The 20,481-nt window shown below is 71.6% G+C and carries 25 protein-coding genes; 18 read left to right on the forward strand and 7 right to left on the reverse strand.

What is annotated here, in order from left to right:
- Positions 1 to 35: 35 nt before the first annotated feature.
- The 4 genes from BDK92_RS16480 to BDK92_RS16495 all read right to left on the reverse strand — a co-directional run bounded on the left by BDK92_RS16480 (position 36) and on the right by BDK92_RS16495 (position 3,301).
- The gene (locus BDK92_RS16480) at positions 36 to 914 is read right to left on the reverse strand and encodes a septum formation family protein (protein WP_246017073.1); all 879 of its coding nucleotides are present in this window, start codon (positions 912 to 914) and stop codon (positions 36 to 38) included.
- 158 nt (positions 915 to 1,072) lie between these two features.
- Positions 1,073 to 1,501 carry an aspartate 1-decarboxylase gene (gene panD / locus BDK92_RS16485; protein WP_121157513.1) on the reverse strand — a complete coding sequence of 143 codons (429 nt, stop codon included), beginning with the start codon at positions 1,499 to 1,501 and terminating at the stop codon, positions 1,073 to 1,075.
- A complete protein-coding gene (gene panC / locus BDK92_RS16490) occupies positions 1,501 to 2,379 on the reverse strand; it encodes a pantoate--beta-alanine ligase (protein ID WP_121157514.1) in 879 nt (292 codons plus the stop codon). Before panC ends, panD begins: the two co-directional genes overlap by 1 nt.
- Positions 2,380 to 2,437: 58 nt before the next feature.
- Entirely contained in the window at positions 2,438 to 3,301 is an 864-nt protein-coding gene (locus BDK92_RS16495) for a Rossmann-like and DUF2520 domain-containing protein (RefSeq protein WP_425462307.1), read from the reverse strand.
- A 421-nt stretch (positions 3,302 to 3,722) separates the two neighbouring features.
- Here BDK92_RS16495 and BDK92_RS16500 point away from each other — a divergent pair, with 421 nt between their 5' ends.
- Positions 3,723 to 4,781 carry an SAM-dependent methyltransferase gene (locus tag BDK92_RS16500; protein WP_121157516.1) on the forward strand — a complete coding sequence of 353 codons (1,059 nt, stop codon included), beginning with the start codon at positions 3,723 to 3,725 and terminating at the stop codon, positions 4,779 to 4,781.
- Here the strand turns inward: BDK92_RS16500 and BDK92_RS16505 are convergent.
- On the reverse strand, positions 4,759 to 5,577 hold the full coding sequence (locus BDK92_RS16505; RefSeq protein ID WP_121157517.1) for an isocitrate lyase/PEP mutase family protein: 819 nt from the start codon (positions 5,575 to 5,577) through the stop codon (positions 4,759 to 4,761). The two genes, BDK92_RS16500 and BDK92_RS16505, sit on opposite strands and share 23 nt — an antisense overlap.
- Before the next feature lie 126 nt (positions 5,578 to 5,703).
- Between BDK92_RS16505 and BDK92_RS16510 the strand changes: the two genes are divergently transcribed.
- The 4 genes from BDK92_RS16510 (at position 5,704) to BDK92_RS39035 (ending at position 7,746) form a co-directional block, all read left to right on the forward strand.
- Complete coding sequence (locus tag BDK92_RS16510; protein ID WP_121157518.1) at positions 5,704 to 6,681, forward strand: ArsR/SmtB family transcription factor; 978 nt, start codon at positions 5,704 to 5,706, stop codon at positions 6,679 to 6,681.
- 111 nt (positions 6,682 to 6,792) lie between these two features.
- Positions 6,793 to 7,215: a hypothetical protein gene (locus tag BDK92_RS16515; protein ID WP_121157519.1), complete on the forward strand. Its 423-nt coding sequence runs from the start codon at positions 6,793 to 6,795 to the stop codon at positions 7,213 to 7,215.
- The gene (locus BDK92_RS16520; RefSeq protein ID WP_121157520.1) at positions 7,212 to 7,412 is read left to right on the forward strand and encodes a DUF6186 family protein; all 201 of its coding nucleotides are present in this window, start codon (positions 7,212 to 7,214) and stop codon (positions 7,410 to 7,412) included. The genes BDK92_RS16515 and BDK92_RS16520 overlap by 4 nt, the downstream gene beginning before the upstream one ends.
- 166 nt (positions 7,413 to 7,578) lie before the next feature.
- Entirely contained in the window at positions 7,579 to 7,746 is a 168-nt protein-coding gene (locus tag BDK92_RS39035) for a hypothetical protein (protein WP_170208597.1), read from the forward strand.
- 13 nt (positions 7,747 to 7,759) lie between these two features.
- Here the strand turns inward: BDK92_RS39035 and BDK92_RS16525 are convergent, their stop codons facing one another.
- Positions 7,760 to 8,470 carry a prepilin peptidase gene (locus tag BDK92_RS16525; protein WP_121157521.1) on the reverse strand — a complete coding sequence of 237 codons (711 nt, stop codon included), beginning with the start codon at positions 8,468 to 8,470 and terminating at the stop codon, positions 7,760 to 7,762.
- A 787-nt stretch (positions 8,471 to 9,257) separates the two neighbouring features.
- Here BDK92_RS16525 and BDK92_RS16530 point away from each other — a divergent pair.
- Genes BDK92_RS16530 through BDK92_RS16585 form a run of 12 tightly spaced genes read left to right on the forward strand, consistent with a single transcriptional unit; the run spans position 9,258 to position 18,390 of the window.
- On the forward strand, positions 9,258 to 9,773 hold the full coding sequence (locus tag BDK92_RS16530) for a hypothetical protein (RefSeq protein WP_121162266.1): 516 nt from the start codon (positions 9,258 to 9,260) through the stop codon (positions 9,771 to 9,773).
- Positions 9,767 to 10,702 carry a hypothetical protein gene (locus BDK92_RS16535; protein ID WP_246017074.1) on the forward strand — a complete coding sequence of 312 codons (936 nt, stop codon included), beginning with the start codon at positions 9,767 to 9,769 and terminating at the stop codon, positions 10,700 to 10,702. The genes BDK92_RS16530 and BDK92_RS16535 overlap by 7 nt, the downstream gene beginning before the upstream one ends.
- A complete protein-coding gene (locus BDK92_RS16540) occupies positions 10,699 to 11,358 on the forward strand; it encodes an SAF domain-containing protein (protein WP_121157523.1) in 660 nt (219 codons plus the stop codon). Before BDK92_RS16535 ends, BDK92_RS16540 begins: the two co-directional genes overlap by 4 nt.
- A gap of 2 nt (positions 11,359 to 11,360) precedes the next feature.
- A complete protein-coding gene (locus BDK92_RS16545) occupies positions 11,361 to 12,164 on the forward strand; it encodes a CpaE/TadZ family protein (RefSeq protein ID WP_121157524.1) in 804 nt (267 codons plus the stop codon).
- Positions 12,154 to 13,776 (forward strand): TadA family conjugal transfer-associated ATPase, encoded by a 1,623-nt coding sequence (locus tag BDK92_RS16550; RefSeq protein ID WP_121157525.1) that lies wholly within the window; start codon positions 12,154 to 12,156, stop codon positions 13,774 to 13,776. The genes BDK92_RS16545 and BDK92_RS16550 overlap by 11 nt, the downstream gene beginning before the upstream one ends.
- Positions 13,777 to 13,810: 34 nt before the next feature.
- Positions 13,811 to 14,719: a type II secretion system F family protein gene (locus BDK92_RS16555; RefSeq protein ID WP_121157526.1), complete on the forward strand. Its 909-nt coding sequence runs from the start codon at positions 13,811 to 13,813 to the stop codon at positions 14,717 to 14,719.
- Positions 14,719 to 15,585, forward strand: coding sequence for a type II secretion system F family protein (locus BDK92_RS16560; protein ID WP_121162268.1), 867 nt, complete (start codon positions 14,719 to 14,721; stop codon positions 15,583 to 15,585). Before BDK92_RS16555 ends, BDK92_RS16560 begins: the two co-directional genes overlap by 1 nt.
- A 48-nt stretch (positions 15,586 to 15,633) precedes the next feature.
- Positions 15,634 to 15,870 carry a hypothetical protein gene (locus BDK92_RS16565; protein WP_121157527.1) on the forward strand — a complete coding sequence of 79 codons (237 nt, stop codon included), beginning with the start codon at positions 15,634 to 15,636 and terminating at the stop codon, positions 15,868 to 15,870.
- A 4-nt stretch (positions 15,871 to 15,874) separates the two neighbouring features.
- Positions 15,875 to 16,327 carry a TadE/TadG family type IV pilus assembly protein gene (locus BDK92_RS16570; RefSeq protein WP_121157528.1) on the forward strand — a complete coding sequence of 151 codons (453 nt, stop codon included), beginning with the start codon at positions 15,875 to 15,877 and terminating at the stop codon, positions 16,325 to 16,327.
- Complete coding sequence (locus tag BDK92_RS16575; protein WP_121157529.1) at positions 16,324 to 16,809, forward strand: TadE/TadG family type IV pilus assembly protein; 486 nt, start codon at positions 16,324 to 16,326, stop codon at positions 16,807 to 16,809. The genes BDK92_RS16570 and BDK92_RS16575 overlap by 4 nt, the downstream gene beginning before the upstream one ends.
- Complete coding sequence (locus BDK92_RS16580) at positions 16,806 to 17,237, forward strand: hypothetical protein (RefSeq protein WP_121157530.1); 432 nt, start codon at positions 16,806 to 16,808, stop codon at positions 17,235 to 17,237. The genes BDK92_RS16575 and BDK92_RS16580 overlap by 4 nt, the downstream gene beginning before the upstream one ends.
- Before the next feature lie 16 nt (positions 17,238 to 17,253).
- Entirely contained in the window at positions 17,254 to 18,390 is a 1,137-nt protein-coding gene (locus tag BDK92_RS16585) for a LysM peptidoglycan-binding domain-containing protein (protein ID WP_121157531.1), read from the forward strand.
- Positions 18,391 to 18,420: 30 nt separating this feature from the next.
- Here the strand turns inward: BDK92_RS16585 and BDK92_RS16590 are convergent, their stop codons facing one another.
- Positions 18,421 to 19,272, reverse strand: a complete 852-nt coding sequence (locus tag BDK92_RS16590; protein ID WP_121157532.1) for a Rieske (2Fe-2S) protein — start codon at positions 19,270 to 19,272, stop codon at positions 18,421 to 18,423.
- Between the two features lie 102 nt (positions 19,273 to 19,374).
- Here BDK92_RS16590 and BDK92_RS16595 point away from each other — a divergent pair, with 102 nt between their 5' ends.
- Positions 19,375 to 20,436 carry an NAD-dependent epimerase/dehydratase family protein gene (locus BDK92_RS16595; RefSeq protein ID WP_121157533.1) on the forward strand — a complete coding sequence of 354 codons (1,062 nt, stop codon included), beginning with the start codon at positions 19,375 to 19,377 and terminating at the stop codon, positions 20,434 to 20,436.
- Positions 20,437 to 20,481: the final 45 nt, after the last annotated feature.

Raw genomic sequence — 20,481 nt, forward strand, 5'->3', positions numbered from 1 at the left:
AGGTCGGGCGGTCGGCGGGGAGGGAGGTCGCGCGGTCAGCGGGGCAGCGGGAGTCCGGCAAGGCCGACGCCCTTGACCGAACGCGTGACCGTCTTCTCCCCCGAGAGCCGGAGGTAGCAGCGGACGCCCCGGTTGCCGGCCTGCCATTCCGGCTGGGAGGCGGGCAGCACCAGGATGCCGGACCGGTACCGAAGGTTGACGTCATCGGGCGCGCCAACGTACACCGACACCAGTTTCCAGCACTCGTCGTAGAACCGGACCCAGTCGACGTCCCTGGTGGGGTAGGCGATCTCGGGTGCGTTCCACACCCCGACGAACTCGCCGTTGTGCGGCTTGGCGCAGTCGACGGCGGGCATCGCGGCCAGGCGCAGGTTCCCCGACCGTTCGATGGAGTAGCAGGCGAGGCGGACCGGCGTGGCGGATTTCAGCACCCCGCGCACGCTCGCCGTACGGCTCACCACGTCGCCGTTGAACTCGACGTTGGCCACCTCGGCCATGTCGCACCGGTACCACCGCGCACCACCTGTCCAGGCCACCGCGGACGGAAGTGCGACCCCCAACCGGAGACGGCCTCCGCGCCACTCGTCGCCGACGTATTCCCGCGCTTTCCCGTCGCATTCGCCGAAGGCGGCACGAATCTCCGGCGCGTCGTTGGCGGGCGGGGCGGGTCGCTGCGCGGCGGCACCGGCGAAGGTGCCCACGTGTACGGTCTCCGCCCGGTGCCCGGCGGCGCAGTCGACCGCTCCGAACTGGTCGAGCGGTACCGCCTTGCCCAGGTCGGTGTCGTGGCAGGCGCCGAGCGGTGGGGCCCATACCGTGGGCTCGGCCAGCGGCGCCCAGTCGTCGAAGAGGGCCCCGTCGATCCCGGCCGGCTGCCCGCACCCGGTCAGCAACAGACCCGTCAACCCCGTCACGGCCAGTACGCTCCACCAACGACGCATCGCGTCCCTCCCCCGGGGCGACACCAGTATGGACGGCTGAGACATAGGGTAGCCGTCCGACACCGCTGCGTCGCCTCGCCGAAGGGGTGGAGATCACTGCCGATCACGGTTGACCGGTCAGTCAGGTGTGCTCAGCGGGAGCCGGCCACCAGGTCTCCACGAATCAGCTCGTCGGCCATGCCGGGCACCACACCGGCCGGGTCGGCGCCCAGTTCGATCACCCGGTTGTCGGCGTCGACGTGCACCACCCGGGGCTGGTACGTCCGCGCCTCAGCATCCTCGAACTGCCCGTACGCGATGATGATGACCAGGTCGCCGGGGTGCACCAGGTGCGCGGCGGCACCGTTGATGCCGATCACACCGCTGCCCCGCACACCGGGGATGACGTACGTCTCCAGCCGTGCCCCGTTGGTGACGTCCACAATGGCCACCTTCTCGCCCGGCAGCAGATCGGCGGCGTCGAGCAGCTCCTCGTCGATGGTCACCGAGCCGACGTAGTGCAGGTCGGCCTGGGTGACGGTGGCGCGGTGGATCTTCGACTTGAGCATGGAGCGGAACATCAGATCTCTTCCTTTGAACCGGGGGTCCGGGACGGGGGTTCGGTCAACTGGACGGGGACGTTGTCGATCAGGCGCGTGCCGCCGACCCACGCCGCCACCAGCATCCGGGCCGGGCCGGCGAGCGGGTCCGGCTTCAGTTCGGGGTCGGTCAGCACCAGGTAGTCCAGCTTGGCGGCCGTACCGGTGGCCTGGAATGCCTGGTGGGCTGCGGCCAGGGCAGCGGCCGGGCCGGAGCCCCCCACTGCGGCGCCCGCGCCGGCCCGCAGGGCAGCGGAGAGACTGAGCGCGGTCACCCGCTCTTCGCCGGAAAGATACCGGTTACGGCTGGAAAGGGCGAGTCCGTCCGGTTCCCGCACCGTCGGTACCCCGACCACCTCCACCGGCACGTCGAGATCGCGGGCCATCCGCCGTACCAGGGTGAGCTGCTGGTAGTCCTTCTCGCCGAAGAAGGCGAAGTCCGGCCGGACCAGGTGGAGCAACTTGAGCACCACGGTCAGCACGCCGTTGAAGAAGCCCGGCCGGCTGGCACCCTCCAGTTCCGCGCCGAGCGGTCCGGGGTCGACCCGGACCAGCGGCTCCCCCGTCGGGTACATCTCGTCACGCGAGGGCGCGAACACCAGGTCCACCCCGGCCGACCGACAAATCTCCAGGTCAGCCTCGAAGGTGCGCGGATACCGGTCGAAGTCCTCGTTCGGACCGAACTGCAACGGGTTCACGAAGATCGTCGCGACCAGATGATCGGCCCGCTCGCGAGCCGCCCGCAGCAACGCCTCATGGCCGCTGTGCAGCGCACCGAGCGTCATCACCACCGCCACCGTGCCCGGCAACGCGGCCCGCGCCTGCGCCAGCTCGGCCCTGGTACGTACCACCTCGGTCATGCCTGCTCCTCGCTTCCCCACCGGTCGCGACCACTCATCAGACGGCTGCCGTCGCCCATCACACCGACTGCCGTTGCCGGTCGGCCAGCACACCCAGCAACGACACCGCGTCGACCGGTCGGAGCCGACCGGCCGCGATCGCCCGGTCAGCGGTCCGCCGGGCCAGCGCCAGATAGCCGGCGACCGACTCGGGCGCGGTGGCGGCGAGCCGGTCCAGGTGCCGCGCCACGGTGCCCGCGTCACCCCGGGCGACCGGACCGGTCAGAGCCTCGTCACCGAGCCTCAGCGCGTTCTCCAGAGCGGCGCGCAGCAACGGGGCGAGCACCTTCTCCGGTGTCGCCACACCCGCGTCCCGCAGCCGGTCCATCGCCTCGTTGACGAGCGTGACCAGGTGGTTCGCGCCGTGCGCCAGAGCCGCGTGGTAGAGCGGCCGGTCGGTCTCGGCCACCCACTCGGGCACCCCACCGAGATCGGCGACGAGCCGGGCCGCGAAGGCCCGCAGTTCGGCCGGGACGGTCACTCCGTACGAGATGCCGGGCAGCCGCGCCAGATCGTCGGCGGTGCCGGTGAAGGTCATCGCCGGGTGTACGGCGAGCGGCCTGGCCCCGACGGCGGCGGCCGGCGCGAGTACGCCCAGCCCGTGCGCGCCCGAGGTGTGCAGCACCAGCTGGTCGGGGTGGAGTGCCCCGGTCTCGGCCAGTCCGGCCACCACGGCGGCGAGCGCGTCGTCCGGGACCGCGATGATCAGCAGGTCGACACCGGCTCGGGCCACCTCGGCGGCGGGCAGGTGGGTGGCGGCCGGCAGCAGTTCGGCGATCCGGGCCTTGGCCGCCACGGAGACGCCGGAGGCGGCGATCACCCGGTGCCCGGCCCGGGTCAGCGCGGCGCCGAGCACCGCCCCCACCCGCCCCGTGCCGATCACGCCAACTGTGAGCAGTCGGGGGACGAACGGTCCACCGGCTCCACCGGCGGGTACGGCCGCGGCGCCAGAACGGCCAGCCGGCGCGGGCACCCCGACCGGGGTGGCCGCGCGCGGGCGCGACGATGCGCTCATAACATCGATCCAGTCCTCGATAAGTGGTACCGGTCGATCGCAAGTATGCGCCGGTGTTACAGATCCAGGACAAGCATGTGTGAAAACCTTCACCGCCCCCGCAGGAGCACGAATACCCGCTCCGGGGACCATGCACGCACCCGATCCGACGCCGGGCCCATCCATGGTCGACAGGCACCGCCGACAGTGACGGCGGTCACCCTGACAGCGCGGCGGGGATCAGAAGTCGTCGCCTGCCCGCCGACCGTAGGGTCTGTAACGTGACCTGCCCCGAACAGCGGATGAACTGATGTCGATGACCTGGCGGACCGCGATGACAACCGCGCTCTACGGACCCGACGGGTTCTTCGTCGCCGGCAGCGGACCCGCCGCCCACTTCCGGACCAGCGCGCACGTCACCACGGTGCTCGGCACGGCCCTGCTGCGCCTGCTCGACCGGCTCGACGCGGCGCTCGGCCGGCCGGACCGGCTGGACGTGGTGGACGTCGGCGCGGGGCGCGGTGAACTGCTCCGTACCCTGGCCGGGCTCGCCCCGGAGGAACTGGGGCGCCGGCTCCGGCTGACCGCGGTCGAACTCGCCCCCCGCCCCGAATCGCTGCCGGCCACCATCGGGTGGCGGGACACCCTGCCGACCGGCGTGGTCGGGCTGGTCATCGGCACCGAGTGGCTGGACAACGTACCGCTCGACCTGGCCGCCACCGGCCCGGCGGGCTGGCACCAACTGCTGGTCGATCCGGCGACCGGCACCGAGTCGACCGGGGCACCGGTCAGCGGCCCCGACCTCGACTGGCTGACCGAATGGTGGCCACGGCAGCCGGAACAGGCGGGGTCGAGCGCCCTGCCCGGCGCCCGCGCCGAGATCGGCCTGCCCCGGGACATCGCCTGGGCCGGCGCGGTGGGGACGCTCGACCGTGGCCTGGCCCTGACGGTCGACTACGGCCACCTCCGCGCCGACCGGCCGATCGGCGGAACACTGACCGGGTTCCGGGCAGGTCGTCAGGTGCCACCGGTCCCGGACGGTTCCTGCGACCTGACCGCACACGTCGCCATGGACTCGGTGGCGGAAGCCGGGAAAGCGGTCGCGGGTGTGCCGTACACCCTGGTCGGTCAGCGGGCGGCGCTGCGGGCGCTCGGGGCCGACGGTGGCCGACCACCGCTCGCCCTGGCCAGCACCGACCCGGCCGGGTACGTCCGAGCGCTCGCCGCCGCCTCGACGGTCACCGAACTGACCGACCCGGCCGGACTCGGCAGCCACTGGTGGCTGCTGCAACCGGTCGGGCTCGACCCGGCCGGGCTGCTGCCCGAGCCCCGGAACACAGCCCCGCTCAGCGACCCATCAGGGCGTTGACCTCGCCGAAGTCCACCCCACCGGCGAGCGAGTCGTACGTCCCCGTGTCGTACGACTCCTCGGCCACCCGCCGCGCGACCCCGTACGCCGCCTCCGCGACCGACGAACCGAGACTCACCCGCCGGACGCCGAGCTTCGCCAGTTCCGGGATCGGCGGGGCGCCCGGTCCGGCGAGGATGTTGACCGGGGCCGGGATCCTCGCCACCAGTTGGGCGACCAGGTCCGGGTCGACCACTCCCGGTACGAAGATGCCGTCGGCTCCTGCCGCGAGGTAGGCGTCCGCGCGGGCCACGGTCTCCGCCAGCCCGCCCAGGCCGCGCAGGTACGTGTCCACCCGGGCGTTGACGTACAGCGGCACCCCGGCGTCCTCGGCGACGGAGCGGGCGGCTCGCAGCCGCGCACACTGCTCGTCCACGTCGCGCAGTGCCGGCGGCCCGCCGTGCAACGCGTCCTCGATGTTGACGCCGACCGCGCCGACGTCGAGCACCGCGCGTACGGTCTCGCCCACCTCGTCCGGGGTGGTGCCGAACCCGGACTCGATGTCGGCCGTCACCGGCACGGCGACCGCCTCGACGATCCGACGAACCAGGTCGACGGCGAGCGTACGGGCGAGCGTGTCGCCGTCCTGGGCGCCGAGGCTCCAGGCCACGCCGGCGCTGGTCGTGGCGACCGCACGGGCGCCGGCCGCCTCGATGATCCGAGCGCTGGCCACGTCCCAGGCGTTTACCAGGACAATCGGCTCGTCGGAGGTGTGCAGTGCGCGGAAGGTCTCCGCTCGGGTCTGCTGTTCGGTCATGCCCGGTAGTCTCCGGCAGGCCCGGCGGCAGACGTACTGTTTCAGTCCCGGCTAAAACGTCCGCGTCGGTGCCGGCTGGAACGTCCACTTCGATCCCGGCCGCGACGTCCGCCGGTGGGAGGGGTTTTGGTCTCCATCGGTCTGTCGGCCGGCGCCGTCGCCCGGATCCGGATCGCCGTCTCGTGCCTCTGGGAGGTCGCGGCGAGCGTCCGGGTGCTGCGGCACTCCGGTGACCATCCGGTTCACCTGCCCTGGGTACGCGAGGTCCGCCCGCGCTTGGTCGCGGCCGGACTCGTCGGCGACAACAGCCTGCTCTGGCAGCTCATCCCGCCCCCGCCCGGATACCTGCCAGACTTCCTCACCCCGCCGCCCACCGGCCTCACGCCCAACCTCGACACCGAGCTCGCGATGCTGCGAGCCACTCCCGCCGAGGTGGTACGCACCGACCTCGACCTGTACCCCGGACCCCGCACCGAAGCGCTGGCCAGCCTTTACGCCGATCCCGAGGCGGGACTGCGACGGCTCGCCGAGGAACTGGCCGGGTACTGGAGGGTCGCCCTGGCGCCGGACTGGCCCCGGATCCGCACCCTGCTCGACGCCGAGGTGCACCACCGGGCCCGCCGGCTGGCGGAGGACGGCGCCGCCGGGCTCCTCAACGACCTGCACCAGCAGGTACGTTGGGACGAGGACACCCTCTCGATCAGCCAGCGCTACTGCACGGCCGACGACGTACCGGACGGCAGCGGGCTGGTGCTGATCCCCTCGGTTTTTGTGTGGCCCTCCGTACTCAGCAGCACCGCCGGGACCTCGCCCCAGCTCGCCTATCCGGTACGCGGCGTAGCGACACTCTGGGAGGAGACGCCACGGACGCTCGACCGGCTCGGTGCCGTACTCGGGCGAGGGCGGGCACGACTCCTGGTCGAGATGCGGTCACCCACCTCCACCACCGAACTGGCCCGGCGTACCGGCATCTCCCCCGGCGGGGTGTCGCAGCACCTCGCCGCGCTGCGGGCCGCCGGGCTGGTGGTGACGCACCGGCACGGCCGTACCGTGTTCAACGCCCGGACCGCGATCGCCGAGGCGCTGCTCTCCGCCGCCGCCTAGACCGGCCGGCCCAGCGCGCTGGTGACGGCGTGAGCCGACTTCGTCCAGTTCCTCCCACTTGCCCGCGTGCCGAATGGGGACAAAGAGGCAATAGCACAGCATCCTAAGGGGATGCATCAGACGGATCTGGAAACAGCCGAGCCGCCAGTTGCCGACACCGTCGGCCCACTCGTCGGTCGCGCGGCACCCACTCTCGCCGCCACCATCGCCGTGTACGCGCTGGTCGCCGCGGTAGCCCGGCCCCTCACCCTGCCCGCCGCCGGGGTGGTACTCGCACCCGGCCTGGCCCTGGTGTGGTGGGGGGCCCGGCGGGTGCCGCAGCGGTCGATCGTGGCCGGACGGCCCACCGCCGTCGCCTGGTACGGGCTCGGCGGCATCTTCTGCGTCTGGGAGCTGGTCGCCCTCTTCACCGGCAACGACGCCGCGCACCCGACGCTCAGCATCCTGGCCGACCCGTTCCTGGACACCTATCCGGGCCGGGTCGCCGGGTACGTCCTCTGGTTGAGCACCGGCGCCTGGCTGGTGACCCGATGACCGCCCGGAACCTGCTGATCGCCGGCTTCGCCGTCATCTTCGCCGTGATGTTCCTGGTGGACCTTTCCGGTCGACGTCCGGACAGCACGGTCGCCCCGCTCGGAAACGCCCTGATCGCCGCAATGCGTACCGGTACGGGGCGGCTGATCGTACTCGGGACCTGGCTCTGGATGGGTTGGCACTTCCTGGCCAGATGAACCCGGGCCGCCCGACGATCCGACCGGACCGGTCCGCCCTGTTTGCCGTGCTTCGGGGCGGGAAGCCAGCGATTCGTCGGACGCGTCAGTAGCCAGGACGTGGCAAACCTCGTCATCCGAACTCCCTGGGCCGGACGAAACGGCCGATTGCCCCACCGGAGGAAAGATGCCAGTTTTCGTCAAGAAAGTGTTTGCCTGGGGAGGGCTGGCCTTCCTGATCTTCTTCATCGCCTTCCGGCCGGACAGTGCCGCGCACACCTTCAGAACCATCGGGGGCGGCCTGATGCTCATCGCGCAGGGCTTCGGTGACTTCCTCACCAGCCTGATGACCTGACCCCCGCCCGGGGTCAGGCCAGGGCGAGCGCGACAAAGCCGCCCAGGATCAGGAACGGGCCGAACGGCAGGTGCCCGGACCACTGGACCCGCCGGGCGACCAGCAGCACGATGCTGGTCAGCGCGGCAGCCGCGAAGGCCACCATCAGCCCGAATGCCACCATCGGCCAGCCCAGCCAGCCCAGTACGGCGGCACTGCTCAGCACCAGCTTCGCGTCCCCCAACCCGAAGCCGCGCCGACCCAGCAGCAGCGTCGACGCGACGAAGAGCAACGCCACCGCCGTACCGGCGAGCAGCGCGCGCAACCAGGCCCCGGCGCCCGTACCGCCGACGAGTGCGGCGATGCCGAGCAGTGCCAAGGTGCCTGCGGCGGCGGCGTACGTCAGCCGGTCCGGCAGCCGGTGCACCGCCAGGTCGACGAAGAGCAGCGGCACCGCACAGAGCGCCCACCAGGCGAACGCGACCGTCTCCAGCGCCGGCCGCGCGGCCAGCACCAGTACCAACGCCGCCGCGACCAGGGCCAACTCGACCGCCAGGGGTGGAGCGCCGATCCGCCGACGACAGGCGCCGCACCGGGCCAGCGGGGAGAGTGTCCGCAATGGCCCGTCGAGGCCGAACGGCGCACCGCAGGCATCGCAGGCGGCGCGGCGCCCGGTGCCGGGCGGCACGGAGTCGGCGGCCACGAGCCATCGGACCAGGGGGGCGACCGTCACGGCGGCCAGCAACCGCGACGACCAGTTCCTCCCGGTACGTGATTGACTCCCGGGGCTCGCCCGGCGCTCGGTCAGCGACACGATGACCTCCGTACACGGTCGGCGGGACCCCACTGGCCCCGATCGTCGACAACACGTTCCGTAAGTTCATGATCAGCCAAGAGCGATCTTCGATCGACGAACGTCGGCTGCGGTGACTCAACCCTGACCCGCTCCCGCAACCCAGCGGAGGCGGCCGACAACACGCCGGAAGCGCCCCGGGACCGGGGTACGGAAACGGCCAGATCGCCGCCATACGCCGTATAACGCAGTGCATCCGAACGTGCATCAGCACGCGCAGAAGCGCGACCCGCCCGGCCAGGGAACCACTGATCGAGTCGATACACATCGACCATCATCAAAGAACCTCAATGGATATTGGATCGAGAGATGGTAACCGTACGTGTTCCCCGCAATTGCCTCTGTTGCATCGTCGGCGGTCAGCCTATGCTCGCCCCTTGGGTGACGCACAACCGTCGGGCAACAACGGGTCAACCCACCGATCCGGCAGTGAAATACAAAAAGGACAAGATCGGCACAGATCCATACAAGTAAATGTACGTACGGTGGCGGCAGGCTCGAGCACGAGCCACGTACGCCCGCCGTAACGTGCCCGCACCACCGGCACGACCCTCTTCACCAGCCCAGACCGGGTGGTTCCAGCACCCCGGCGTTCCGACGGCGAGCGACGGAAAGAGAGGAAAAACCGTTGCGCGCAAAGCGATTGGGCAGCCTCCCCGCCGTCCTCGTCGCGATCGCGATGGTCGCCTTGGGCGCCGGCTGCGCGAAGGACCAGGAGTCCGGCATACCGGCGTCACTCGACGCAACTCCCGCCGCCACAGCCCCGCTCGGCCCGGAGCAGGCAGCGGCGTCGAAGGCCGCGCTGGCCGCCTATGCCGGCTATATCGACGCCTCGCTCGAGGCCGAAAAATCGTCGAATCCACTCCATCCGGCGCTCAAGAAGTATCTGGGCGATCCACTGCTGACCCAGGTTCGGCTCGCCATTCGTGACGCGAAGGAGCACGGCGCGATGCGTACCGGCACGCTCATCTCCGATCCCCAGGTGACCGACGTCCGGCTGGACGCCGTCCCGGCCACCGCCTCGATCCAGGACTGCCTGGACGGCACCGGCTACCGGCTGGTCTACATCAAGGACAAGTCGGTGGTCCCGGGCTCCGCCAGTGGCCGCTACCTCGCGACCGCGACCGCCACCCGCTACCCGGACGGCCGCTGGCTGATCAGCGCCGGCAGCGCACACCGGGACCAGCCGTGCTGAGCCGGCGCACCGGCCCAGGCCGGCGACTGCTCACCGTCGGCGCGGTCGCGACCCTGACGCTGGCCCTGGGACTCACCGGTTCGGCGTCCGCCGATCCCGGCGCGGTCTGCCCACCCACCCAGACCAACTGCTACGTCTGGGACGGCGACGACGGCAACCCGGGTGGGGGGGACGACGATCCCGGCAGCGGCGGCGACGGCGGCACTGCCCGCAAGTGCACCCGCAACGGCCAGCCGATGCGCTGTTACGACGAACTGCTCGGCTGGTTCAGCCAGGCGGACGGCTGCTACTACAAGCTCCAGGAACCCCAGCCCGACGGCGTACCGGAGGGCATGAAGTCGTACCTGCAGAGCTGCGGCGACGGCGGTGTCGGTGGCCAGGTGCCGATCGACCTGGCCGAACCCCCGCCCGGCTTCGGCGACGCCCCGGACCCGGCCGACCTCGCCGCCCAGGCCCTGGCCGAAATCCGCCTCCTGCCCGTGGAGGTCGGCGTCGCACCCAAGCCCGGGGATAAGCCCGGCCTGGTCGGACTGCCGATCTGGCTCTGGGTTCAGGACCACGGGCTCAATTACTGGGGGCCGATCCCGAACTCCGCCTCGGACCGAGGCGTAACGGTCACCATCAGCGCCGAGGTCGAAAAGATCGTCTGGAAGATGGGCAACGGCGCACAGATCACCTGCGCCGGGCGGGGAGAGACCGGGTGGGGAAGAGAGTTCAACCCGGACACCGACGCGAACACGGAACCGCCGTGCGGATACAGGTCCGGATATCCGAAGCCCACCGAGCCGGGCAAGCCCTACAAGATCAGCGCCGTCACCCACTGGAAGGTGACCTGGAGCGGCGGTGGTGAGAGCGGCGTCATCACCACCACCCGGGGCAGCGACGAGGCAGCAATCGAGATCGACGAACTTCAGGTGGTGACCCGGTGACCGTCGCACCCGCCCGCAACGTCCCTGGACCGGTCGACGCGCCGGTGGCCCCGCCGAAGGTGGTCCGCCAACGCCGCATCCGCCCCGGTCTGCTCGGCCTGGCGGTGCTGCTGGTCGCACTCGGCGGACTCGGCTCCGCCTTCGCGATCACCTCGGTACGCGCCACCGGCAGCTACCTGGCGGTCGCCCGGCCGGTCGCCGTCGGCAGCCTGCTCACCGCCGACGACGTCACCCGGGTCGAGGTGGCCGGCGGTCAGGGCCTGGCTCCGATCGCGGCGAACCGGCTCCGGGAGGTGATCGGCAAGCGCGCCGCCGTGACGCTCACCCCCGGCACGCTGCTCACCGCGAACCAGCTCACCGACAAGCCGATGCTCGGCCCCGGCCAGCAACAGGTCGCGATCAGCCAGCGGATCGGCGCGGTCCCGGCGAAGAAGCTCCGCCCCGGCGACAAACTGCTGCTGATCGGGCTGCCGGACAAGAGCAAGAGCGAGGCCGACGCGGCGACCACCCGGTTCGAGACCACGGTGATCGACACCTCCGTACCGGACAGCAACACCGTGGTCCTCTACCTGGCACTCGCGGTCCGCGACGTACCGGCGGTGGTGGCCCTGAACGCCAGCAACCGGATCGCCGTCGTACTCACCTCGGCGGCCTGAACATGGCCGTGGTCGCCTTCGTCTCCGCCAAGGGCTCCCCCGGAGTCACCACCGCCGCCCTCGCCTGCACCCTCTCCTGGCACCGACGGGTGATCCTCGCCGAGTGCGACCCGGCCGGCGGTTCGGTGCTCGCCGGCTACCTCGGCGGCGCCCTCGGCGGGCCACGCGGCATCGGTGAACTGGCCGTCGGCGAACTGCGCGACGGCAACCTGGAGACGTCGTTCTGGTCCCAACTGGTCGACCTGGACGCACCCAAGCGGGAACGACTGCTGCTGCCCGGGGTGGTCGACCCGGCCCAGGCCGGCAGTGTCACCCCGCTCTGGCAACGCTTCGCCGACTTCTTCAACGAGCTGGAACGCGGCCAGCCGGCGTACGACGTGCTCGTCGACTGTGGACGGTTGCAGGTGGTCGCACCCCCGTGGCCGATCCTGCGGGCAGCCGCGATCGTGCTGGTCGTCACCGGCGCCCACCTCTCCGATGTCTCCAGCGCCCGCTCCACCGTCAAGGCGATCGAACGGGACTTCGCCGAGCACCGGGTGCCGCCCGGCTCGCTGCGGCTCCTGCTGGTCGGCAACGGCCACAGCCGGGGCGAGGTGAGCAAGGCACTGGGCCTGCCGGTGATCGCCCACCTGCCGCACGACCCGCGTACCGCCGAGGTGCTCAGCCACGGCGGCACCGTACGGGCGAAACGGCCGCTGATGAACGCGGCCGGCGCCCTGGAGGTGCCGATCCGCACCCTGCTGGACCGTCGCCGGGCCCGACTCACCTGGCCGATGACCGTCCAGGAGGTCCCGCATGCGGTTTGAGCCGGTCTCCCACGACCCCCGGCAACGGGACAACGGCGTCACCTCGACGGTGCCGCCGATCCCGGCGAACGGTCGGCACCAGCGCCCGCCGGCTTCCCCACCGAACGGCAACGGCACCCCGGTCAACGGCAACGGCGTCCCGGTCCACCAGACCCCGGCGTACCCGGTCGTGGGCCTCGGCGTGCCACCCACCGCGCCCCCGGCGACCCCACCGCCGACCCACCGGCCACGGATCGACTTCGCGGTCGTCCGCGAACTCCGGCGCGAGCTCAGCGAACGACTCACCCTCTGGCAGCGCGGTCGGGAATTCACCACCGCCGAGGAGGACACCGAGCGGGCCCGGCTCGCGGTCGCCGTGGTCGGCGAGTACGCCGACGGCGCCCGCCGGGCCGGCACGCCGATGCACGCCAGCGAGGAACGCGCCCTGCTCGACCAGGTCACCGCCGAACTGGTCGGGTTGGGGCGGTTACAGACCCTGCTGGTCGACCAGACCATCGAAGAGGTGCACATCCTCGGCTGCGACCTGGTCCGGATCACCCGGCACGGTGGCGGTGTCGACTGGGCCGACCCGATCGCGGACAGCGACGAGGAACTGGTGGAGATCCTCCAGGCGGCTGCCCGGCGGGCCGGCTCCACCGAGCGGTCGCTCTCCACCTCGAAGCCGACGCTCGACCTCCAGTTGCCCGACGGCAGCCGGCTCGCCGCGGTCTACCTGGTCAGCCACCGCCCGTACGCGGTGATCCGGAAGCACAACACGCTGAACGTGAGCCTCGACGAGATCGCCGGTGAACGGGGCGACCTGGACGAGATGATCGACCTGCTGATCCGCGACTTCCTCCGGGCGGCGATGGCGGCCGGTCTGAACATCATGGTGGCCGGGCTGGCCGGGGCCGGGAAGACCACCGTGATCCGGGCGCTGATGGACGAGATCCCGGCGGACGAGCCGTACGTGGTGCTGGAGGAGAGCCGGGAACTGCTCCCCACCCGACGCGGTATCAGACACCGCGCGGTGATGAGCTTCGAGTCCCGGGAGGGACACGGCGAACGCGGGCTCGACGGGCGCCCGGCCGGTGAGGTGACCATCGCCGACCTGATCCCGGTGTCGCTGCGGATGGGCGTACTCCGGATCATCGTCGGCGAGGTCCGTTCCCGCGAGATCGTGCCGATGTTGCAGGCGATGACGACCAGCCGTGGCTCGATGTGCACCATCCACGCCCGTACCCCGGCCGGTGTGAGCGAACGGATCATCGAGCTGGCGCTCTCGCACGGCCGGGAGATGACCGTCGACCAGGCCCGCCGGATGGCCGGCAACGCGCTCGACCTGATTGTCTACGTCACCGTCGAGGACGAGACCGCGATCGGAGGGCGCAAGCACCGGTTCGTCTCGCACATCGAGGAGGTCATCGGTGCCGGGGAGAGCGGTCGGATCACCACCACCACGATCTTCGGCCCCGGGCCGGACGGCCGGGCCGTCCCGAAGCACCTGCCGGAGCGGATCCGCGACCAACTGCTCCGGATCGGGTACGACGCCCGGCTGCTGAGCCGCTACATCGAGGCCGGCCAGGGTGCCTGGCGCCGGCCACGCCGCAGCCAACTGAGGCGGCGCGGATGAGCGGGGTGGTCCGGATGAGCGGGGTGGTCCGGTGATGCCACTGGGCAACGTCGAGCTGATCGCGGTGCTCGCCGGAGCGGCCTGTGTGGCCGGTCTGATCCTGCTGGTCGTGGCGCTGATCGGCACCACCCGGCCGGCGCGGTCGCCCGGGAGCGACTCGAACGCCTGGCTACAGCGGATCTGGCGGGGCAGCGGCACCACCCGGTCGGAGCAGCTCCGGCACCAGGCGTTCCTGGGTGCCGCAGTGCTGCTCGGCGCCCTCTCCTTCCTGCTCACCGGGTTGCCGGTGGCCGGCTTGCTGATCACGGTGGCGGTGCTGGGCACCCCGTGGCTCTTCGCCGCCGGTAAGGCCGAACAGCGGGCGATCGCCCGGATCGAGGCGGTCGGCGAATGGACCCGGCGTCTCAAGGACATGTCCGGCACCGGGCAGGGGCTGCAGCAGGCCATCATCGGCACGGTCTCCACCACCCCGGTCGAGATCGAGGAGGAGGTACGGCTGCTCGCCGCCCGACTCCAGGCCGGCTGGATGGCGAGGCCGGCGCTGCTCGGGTTCGCCGACGACATCGCCGACCCGGTCTGCGACCAGGTGGTGGCCGCGCTGATCCTGCATTTGACCGATCGCGGTGAGCGGCTCGGCGACGTACTCGGCTCGATCGCCTCGGCGGCGGCGGCCGAGGTGGCCACCCGGCGCGAGGTGGAGGCGAAACGTACCCAGCCCCGGTTCGCGGTCCGCTTCCTGACCGGCATGACCCTGCTGGTCCTCGGCTACGGGTTGGTGAACCCGGACTACATGCGCCCGTACGGCAGCCCGTCCGGCCAACTCGTGATGGTCGTGCTGGGGAGCGCCTTCATCGCCCTGCTGGCCTGGGTACGGGCGATGAGCCAGCCGCCGCGCCCGGCCCGCTTCCTCGCCGCCCCGACACCGGACGAGGTGCTCGCGTGATCCTCAACTGGCAGCTCACCATCGGGGTGCTCGGCGGTTCGGCGGCCGGCCTGGGTGTCTTCCTGCTGCTCCGGGAGGCACTACCGGCGACTCCCGCGCTCGGGCCGGCGCTGCGGAGGCTGCACCAGCCCGCCGCACCCGTACGGACCACCTCCACGTCCGGGGACCTGGAGTGGATCAGCGGGGTCACCCGGTGGCTCCGCCCGCCCACCCGCGAGTTGGCCCTGATCGGTCAGACGTCGGAGCAGTACGCCCTCTCGGTGGTGGTCAGCGGCCTGATCGGACTGGCACTGCCGGTGGTCACGGTGGCGGCCCTGTTCATGGCCGGCGTACGGCTGCCGATCGTCGTACCCACGGTGGCCGGTCTGCTGCTCGGTGCGCTCGCGGCGTACATGGCGCACCGCAGTGTGCTGACCAAGGCCGAGAAGGCCAGCGGGGAGTTCCGGCAGGCGGTCTGCGCCTATCTGGACCTGGTGGCTCTGCAACTCTCGGCGGCGCACGGACCGGTGCAGGCACTCGAACGTGCGGCGGCCGTCTGTGACGGCTGGGTGTTCGAACGCATCCGCGAGGCGCTCCGGATGGCGCAGTTGCAGATGCACTCGCCCTGGGACGAGTTGCGGGACCTGGCCGAGAAGATCGGCGTCGCCGAACTCGGCGACGTGGGGGCGATCATGCAGTCCTCCGGGACCGATGGCGCCCAGGTACACGACACGTTACGTGGTCGCGCTGATTCGCTGCGCGACCAGATCCGTACCGACAGCCTGGCCAAGGCCGAGGCGGTCACCAGTCGACTGGACATTCCCGGCGCGCTGCTGGTGTTCGTCCTGATCGGCTTCATCCTCTACCCGTTCATCGCCCGAATCTGACCCCCGACCCCCGATCGAGCTCAATCCACCAGGAAAGAGGAGTCCGTAATGAGGCCCGTCCTCTATCTGTCCACCGCCATCGCGCTGCGCTGGGCGGAGATGCGCGATGTCAAGGAGCGGGATCGTGGCGACAGCCCGGTTCCGACCGCCGTGATCATCCTGGGCATGGTGGTCATCGCCATGGCCGTGACCACCTTCATCTTCACCATGACCAATGCGTGGCTGGACGACATCCCGGACCCGGCCGACCCCGTCGGTGGGAACCCGCCGGTCGTCGGCCCCTGACCCGATGCGCGCTGTTCCGGCGATCCTCCGGTTCCGGACCACTCGGGTGGTCCGGAACCGGAGCGTGTCCGGGAACGGGGACCGGGGTGCGTCGCCGGTGGAACTGGCCGTCGTCCTCCCCGCGATCTTCGTACTGATCTTCGTGTCGCTCCAGGCGGCGATCTGGTACATGGCCCGCTCGACCGCCCTGAACGCCGCCCAGGAGGCGGTGAACGCGCAACGGACCTTTGAGGCCGGTGACGGCGTCGGCGAAACCCGGGCCCAGGTGTTCCTGGACCGGGCCGGTGACTGGTTGCTCGACGCGGAGGTCGAGGTCACCCCGGTCGGTGCCGGCGACACGGAGGTGAGCGCGACCGTGACGGGGCAGGCCATCCGCGTGGTGCCGTTGATACCGCTCCCCCCGATCAGCGAGACCGCGCACGGCACGGTGGAACGGTGGACGGACGTGGTCCCATGAGTTGGCTCGCCCGGCGACGCGACAGCCGGGGCTCCGTCTCGGTGGAAACAGCCGTGGTGGCACCCGCCTTCATCGGCCTGCTCCTGCTCGCCGCCATGGCCGGTCGGACCGCCCTGGCGGACGAGGCGGTCGGGGCGGCGGCACACGACGCCGCCCGCGCCGCGTCCATCGCCCGCTCCCCCGACGAGGCACGGCAGGGTGCGGCGGCAGCCGTGACAGCACAGCTGGCCTGGTCGGACCTCACCTGCTCGTCGATCACCATCGCCCTGGACGGCATCGTCGGCAACAACGAGACCTCACTCGACGAGGCGTTCGACCAGCTGCTCGGGTCGGACGTGTCGGTCCGGGCAACGGTCAGCTGCCTGGTGGTCTACGAGGACCTGAGCATGCCCGCACTGGACATGATCGCGAGCGACTGGCGCGAGTCGACCTTCGTCTCCCCGCTCGACCGCTACCGCAGCCGGAGCGGAGGTGACACGTGACGACCGGGGCAGCGGAGAGGGACGCCGGCCGGGTCACCACCTTCCTGGCGGTGGCGGCGACCGGACTGATCGCGGTCATCGGCCTCTCCCTGGACGGCGCCGGGCAGCTACGCAGCATGCAACGGGCGGACAATCTGGCGGCCGAGGCGGCCCGCGTCGGCGGCCAGCAGATCAACCGTGGCACCGCCATCGGCGGCGGCGGCATCGTCGTGGACGAAGGTGACGCGGAGGCCGCGATCGCGGCCTACATCGAGGACGTCGACGACGCCGACCTGGTCGAGGTCACCTTCGACACGGTCGTCGGCGGTCAGGACCTCACCGTCGTCGTCGACGTCCAGTACAACCGGATCATGCTCGGCCTGTTCGGACTCGGCAACACCGTCACCGTACGCGGCACTGCCACCGCTCTGCTCCGTACGGATCCGTAGCTAGGGAGGCGACGTCATGCCCGCAGCGCGCGTATCGGCGGCCCGGCGTACCGGGCAGATCCTCACCGGTCTCTGCTCGCTCCTCGTACTGGTCGGACTGGTGGTTGGCGCGCCGATCGCGCTGCTCGCCGTCGCCGGCAACCCGCTGCCGGACCATGTGCCGACACTCGCCGAGATCGGCGACACCCTCACCAGCCGCGACGACGGGCAACTCTTCCTGCGCGCGCTGGCGATCGTCGGCTGGTTGGGCTGGGCGACGTTCGCGCTCTCCGTACTCGTGGAACTGCCCGCCCGGATCCTGCGCCGGCCGGCGATCCGACTGCCCGGTCTGCGCCGGCAGCAACGGGCGGTGGCGGCCCTGGTCGGCGCGGCCGCCCTGATCCTGGTGACGAGTCCGGCGGCGACCGCGGCCACGTCGGTGGCGGCCGGCGCCGTCGCCGCCGCGCCCTACGCGCCGGTCACCGCCACGACCGCCGGGTACGCGCCGGCAGCGCTCGCCGCCGGGCCGTCGACGACCGAGTACGCCCCGAGCGCCTGGGCGGCGGCACCGTACGGGCGGACCGGCGCGGCGCCACTCGCCCAGCCGGTCACCGGCGTCGGCGCCGCACCCCGTGCGCTCGCCGCGCCGAGCACCCCCGCCGACGAACCGGCCCCGGTGTACCGGGTGGAGGAGGGCGACTACCTGGGCACGATCGCCGACCGCTACCTCGGTGACTTCAACCGGTTCCGGGACCTGGCCCAGGCCAACGAGATCCGCAACCCGGACCGGATCAAACCGGGTCAGCTGCTGCACCTGCCGGCGGACGCCGAGGACCGGGGCGTACGCGAGCACGCCACCGGCCTGGTCGCGACCCCACCGGCGGCGAAGCCGGTCGAGCCGCCCACCAACGGCTGGCCGACGCCGGAGAAGCCGGCGCCGGCGCCGAGTCAGGAACAGCCTCGCCAGCAACCGGCCGAGGTCACCACGTACGCGGTCGGCGCCTCCCGGGCGAGCGTGGTGAACAGCGTCAACCGGCCGTTGGCGGTGTCGGCGGTGATCGCGGTGGCGAGCATCGTCGGGGCCCAGATCGGCGCCGTGCTCGGGTTGCGGCGCCGCCCGGCGACCAGCACCGCCAGCGGCGTCAGTGACGGCGGCCGACACCGCCGGGACTGAGCCCGGCGACAGGGTCCGGCGTGTGCCCGGTCAGGGCATCCGGATCTCCAGCACCCCGCCCATCACCCGGGTGGGCAGGGTCTGCTGGTCGGTGGCGCTCGGGCCGTGCACCACCTCGCCGTTGTCCAGTCGGAACGTGCTGCCGTGCCACGGGCAGACCACACAGACCAACCCGTCGACCTTCATCACGTCGCCCTCGCCGAGCGGCCCGCCCTGGTGTGCGCAGTGTTCGAGCATCGCGGTGACCCGGTCGCCGTTCCGGTAGATCAGCACCGGAACCTCGTTGACCTTCCGGGTCACCAGGCTCGCCTCGGGCAGGGCGCCGAGGTCGGCGACCGGATGCCAGCCCTCGTCGAGGCGGTGCAGTTCGGGGACGGCCTGGTTGACCCCGGCACCCATCTTGTACGCGAGGTGCGCACCGAGGAAGGCGCCGCCGCTCGCCGCGGAGAGGCCGGACCAGCCGAGGATCCGGCCGATGCCGTGCCTGCCGCGCAGCCGGGTGCCGAGTGAGGCCCCGTAGAGCGCCAGTCCGATCCCGTTCGCGATCGCGTGGACGAGTCCGACCCGCCGTTGCGACTGGGACAGTGACGCCCAGTCGTTCCATCCGGCGATCACCGCCGGCACGGCGCCGAACGTGCCGACCGCGACCAGCAGGGTCGAGGCTCGACGCTGGCCGGGCAGCAGGTCGAGGATCGCGCTGGCGGACCAGGCGCCGATCGGCACCTGGACCAGCGCCGGGTGCAGTGGATGTCCGAGCCAGACCCCGTGCAGCAGGTCCCGCATCCAGCGACGGGGCAGCGCGGACCAGATGCCACGCTGGATCTGGTCCCCTACCCGGTCCAGCTGCTTCGCCTGTTCGAGTTTTGTCAGCACCGCTCGCATCGGCGAGGGATTCCCGGATCGGCACGGAGCAAACCGGCCTGATCCGGACCTCGTGGCGCGGCAGAACAGGCATGACGGGACGGCGGGCGGGTAGAGACGGGGATGCGGATCGCCATCACCGGAGCCACCGGCAACGTCGGAACCGCGCTGCTGCGCCGGCTGACCGACGAACCGGACATCGAGCTGATCGGGATCGCCCGACGGCCACCGCCGCCCGACGCCGGCCACCCGTACGACCGGGTGCGGTGGCACGCCCTGGATCTCGGTGAGCCCGACAACGTGCCCCGGTTGACCGAGGTGCTGCGCGGCGTCGACGCGGTGGTCCACCTGGCCTGGCAAATCCAGCCCAGTCACCGCCGGGCACTGTTGCGGCGTACCAATCTGACCGGTACCCGGCACCTGCTGCACGCGATCGACGAGGCCGGGGTGACGACCATGGCGTACGCCTCGTCGATCGGCGCGTACGCCCGGGGCCCGAAGGATCGCCGGGTCTCGGAGAGCTGGCCGGCGACCGGGGTCGGTGGTTCGGGTTACAGCACCGACAAGGCGGCGGTGGAGGCGCTGCTCGACGGGGTCGAACACGACCACCCCGAGCTGCGGTTGATCCGGATGCGGCAGGCGCTGGTCTTCCAACGGGACGCGGGTGCCCAGATCCGCCGCTACTTCATCGGTCGTGTGCTGCCGGTCTCCTGGCTGCGCTCGGGACGGCTGCCGGTGGTACCGAGGAACAAGCGCCTACGCGCACAGGTGGTGCACGCCGAGGACCTCGCCGAGGCGTACCGGTTGGCCCTGCGTGGTGACGCGTCGGGTGCCTTCAACATCGCCGCGGAGCCGGTGCTCGACGGACCGGTACTCGCCGAGAACCTGGGCGGTCGGGCGATTCCGATGCCGATCTTCCTGCTCCGGATGCTGGCCAAGGCGGCGTGGCGGCTGCGGCTGCTTCCCACCGAACCCGGTTGGATCGACCTCACCGCCGGCGTGCCTCTGGTGGACTCTTCCCGGGCCCAGCAGGAGTTGGGTTGGCGCCCCCGGCACGACGCGCGGGAGGCGGTACGCGACCTGTTCGGCGGGATCGCGGTCGGCGCCGGCACCGGAAGTACGGCGTTGCGGCCGGAGCCCCGGGCGAGGGCACAGGGGCTCAACCGCCGCCCGTCACCCGGCTAGGAGCACGCTGGTGCCCGGCCGGAAGCGCCACGGGTGGCCGGCGCC

The sequence above is a fragment of the Micromonospora pisi genome (assembly GCF_003633685.1).
Classification (GTDB): domain Bacteria; phylum Actinomycetota; class Actinomycetes; order Mycobacteriales; family Micromonosporaceae; genus Micromonospora_G; species Micromonospora_G pisi.